This window comes from Kitasatospora sp. NPDC059327 (genome assembly GCF_042752535.1).
Lineage (GTDB): Bacteria > Actinomycetota > Actinomycetes > Streptomycetales > Streptomycetaceae > Kitasatospora.
Genome location: NZ_JBHYYB010000231.1, coordinates 1 through 3005, shown reverse-complemented (window position 1 = coordinate 3005; position 3005 = coordinate 1). Strand labels below are relative to the sequence as shown.

Genomic DNA, 3005 nt, shown 5'->3' with positions numbered 1-3005 from the left:
TCGACGACGGGGAGGAGGCCAGCCGAGGCGCCGGCGGTGACGTGCTGCTCGCCGGGCAGGTACTCCCAGTTCCAGGTCACGTGCCCACCGCCGCGCCGACGAGGACCTCGCGCAGCGGATCGAGGAGATCCACGACGGATCCCGGGGCGCCTGCGGGGTTCCGCGGATCACCCGGGAGCCGCGCGAGCGGCACGGGGTGGTGAACCACAAGCGGGTGGCCCGGTTGATGCGCGAGCGCGGGATCGCCGGGCGGCACCCGCGGCGCACGGTGCGAACCACGATGGCCGACCGGGCGGTGCCAGCCGCACCGGACCTGGTCGGGCGGGACTTTGCGGCGTCGGCTCCGGACGTACGCTGGTGCGGCGACATCACGTACCTGCCGGTCGGCGGGTCGTGGATGTACCTGGCCACGGTGATCGACATGCACTCCCGCCGGGTGGTCGGCTGGTCGCCGGCGGAGCACATGCGCTCCGGCCTGGTGGTCGACGCGGTCCGCTCGGCGGTCGGTGTCCGGGGCGGGGACGCGCGCGGCGTGGTGACTCACTCGGACCGCGGCGCCCAAACCGTCGGCCGCGTTCCCCGACGCCTGCCGTGAGCACGGGATACGCCGCTCGATGGGCCGAGTCGGATCGAGTTATGACAACGCCATGGCGGAGTCGTTCTTCGCCACGCTCAAGCGAGAACTCCTCCATGGCTCGCGATGGCTGACCCGGGCCAAGGCCCGCAGCGAGACGTTCTCCTGGCCGGCCTGGTACAACCGCCTGCGGCGCCACTCCGCACTCGGCTACCTCAGCCCCGTCGACTTCGAGCAGCAGTCATCCCACATGGATAGGCTGGGACTGCTGGCATAGGACCCAAGTATCCACGAAATAGGGCAAAGTCCGCACCAGCACCAGCGAGTTTAACCGGTTCGGCAAGCCGGTCAAGGTCTCCGACCCGACCGGGTCCACCACCTACGCCTACGACCGCGTCAAGGAGCCGCGCGGCCTGGTCACCTCCGTGACCGACAGCGTCGCCGGTGAGTTCACCGCCAAGTACGGCCCGGACGGCCAGCTCGTCGAGCAGACCTACCCCGGCGGCATCGTCCGCAAGGACACCGTCAACGCCGTCGGCGAGGCCACCGCCCGCACCTACACCCGCACCAGCGACAACAAGGTGATCTGGGCCCAGAGCGCCGACATCTCCACCCAGGGCCAGGTGGCCAAGGACACCAGCTCCACCGCCACCCGCACCTACCAGTACGACCGCCTCGGCCGGCTGGTGAAGGCCGAACAGAACACGGTCACCACCGGCTGCGTCACCCGCCAGTACGCCTTCGACACCCACTCCAACCGCCTGTCCAAGCAGACCTCCCCGCGCGGGGCGGCCGGCGAGTGCAGCACCGGCGGAGCCACGGCGGAGAACCACACCTACGACAGCGCCGACCGCCTCACCGACGCCGGCTACGTCTACGACGCCTTCGGGCGCACCGTGAAGACCGCGACCGGCGCGACCAACACCTACTGGGCGAACGACCGCGTCGCCGCCCAGGAGAAGGGGGACACCAAGCAGGAGTGGGCCGTCGACGCTGCCCACCGCCTGACCGCGTTCACCACCTCGAAGAAGCAGGCGAACGGCACCTGGGCAGGCGCCACCTCCAAGCTGAACCACTACGGCGACGACTCCGACGAGGTCCGCTGGACCATCGAGGACACCACCCAGGGCACCCTGACCCGCAACGTCTCGGGCCCCGACGCCGACCTCGTCGCCACCACCAGCAAGACCGGCGACGTCCAACTCCAGCTCACCAACCTGTTCGGCTCCGTCGTCATCACCACCGACACCGCGCTGACCAAGCCCGTCGTGCTGGACTTCGACGAGTTCGGCATCCCCCAGGACGGCCAGACCGGAGTCCGCTACGGCTGGCTCGGCGGCAAACAACGCTCCGCCGAAGCCCTCGACGGCGACATCCTCATGGGCGCCCGCCTCTACAGCCCCGCCCTCGGCCGCTACCTCCAGATCGACCCCATCCCCGGCGGCAACGCCAGCGCCTACGATTCCTAATCTTCTTGTCAAGCGGCTGTCGTGACGGGAGGTATGGACTCGTAGCACCGTCCGTCACGCAGCAGGGCCCACAGCACGTTGACGCGGCGCCGGGCGAGAGCGAGGACGGCCTGGGTGTGCCGCTTGCCCTCGGCGCGCTTGCGGTCGTAGAAGCGGCGGGACTCTTCGCAGTAGCGGATGCTGATCAACGCGGACGTGTAGAAGACGCGTTGAAGACTGCGGCTGTATCTCTTCGGCCGGTGCAGGTTGCCGCTGATCTTCCCCGAGTCGCGCGGAGCCGGGGCTACGCCGGCGAACCCGGCGAGACGGTCCGGTGTGGCGAAGGCGGTCATGTCCCCGCCCGTTGCCGCGAGGAACTCGGCACCCAACAGGGGTCCGATACCGGGCATGCTCGCGATCACCTCGGCGTGTCTGTGCTCGCAAAACCGGGCCTCGATGAGCTTGTCGAGCCCCGTGATCTGCTCGTTGAGGCGCATCACCTCCCTCGCGAGCGTGTGAACGAGCTGGGCGGTCGGTTTCTCGCCGGTCACGCTGGTGTGCTGGCTCTCGGCGGCCTCCGCGGCTACCTGAGCCAGCTGCGCGGCCCCGCGGACCTTGCGGTTGCGCAGCCAGGTCACCAGACGGCGAGCGCCGATCCGGCGGATGGCGGCCGGGGTCTGGTAGCCGGCGAGCAGGACCAGGGGCCCGGCGTTGGTCAGGTCCAGAGCCCGTTCAAGGGCGGGGAAGATGCCGGTGAGGCGGCCACGCAGCCGGTTGATCACGCGCGTCCGGTCGTCGGTGAGGTCACGGCGGTGGACGGTAAGGAGCCCCAGTTCAATGACGAGCTCATCGCCGGGGCGCAGGGGATTCAAGTCCCGGCGGATGCGAGCCTAATGGGCACCCGGGGACGGTGCGGAGCCCTGATGCGGGCCAGGGCCGTCGAGCCCCTTGACCAGACGGGCCAAGCACCGTCCCCACCCACA

General features: G+C 69.9%; 2 protein-coding genes and 2 pseudogenes. 3 read left to right on the top strand and 1 reads right to left on the bottom strand.

Going from position 1 to position 3005, the window contains the following annotated elements; all coding sequences use genetic code 11:
• Positions 1–88: 88 nt before the first annotated feature.
• The 3 genes and pseudogenes from ACFXHB_RS44605 to ACFXHB_RS44595 all read left to right on the top strand — a co-directional run.
• Positions 89–595, top strand: a pseudogene (locus tag ACFXHB_RS44605) (IS3 family transposase); the annotation flags it as partial.
• 7 nt (positions 596–602) lie between these two features.
• Positions 603–851 carry an integrase core domain-containing protein gene (locus ACFXHB_RS44600; protein ID WP_380582935.1) on the top strand — a complete coding sequence of 83 codons (249 nt, stop codon included), beginning with the start codon at positions 603–605 and terminating at the stop codon, positions 849–851.
• Between the two features lie 148 nt (positions 852–999).
• A complete protein-coding gene (locus ACFXHB_RS44595; RefSeq protein ID WP_380582933.1) occupies positions 1000–2043 on the top strand; it encodes a hypothetical protein in 1044 nt (347 codons plus the stop codon).
• Positions 2044–2051: 8 nt separating this feature from the next.
• On the opposite strand, the pseudogene ACFXHB_RS44590 reads toward ACFXHB_RS44595, so the two are convergent.
• A pseudogene (locus ACFXHB_RS44590) lies at positions 2052–2912 on the bottom strand (IS110 family transposase); the annotation flags it as partial.
• Positions 2913–3005: the final 93 nt, after the last annotated feature.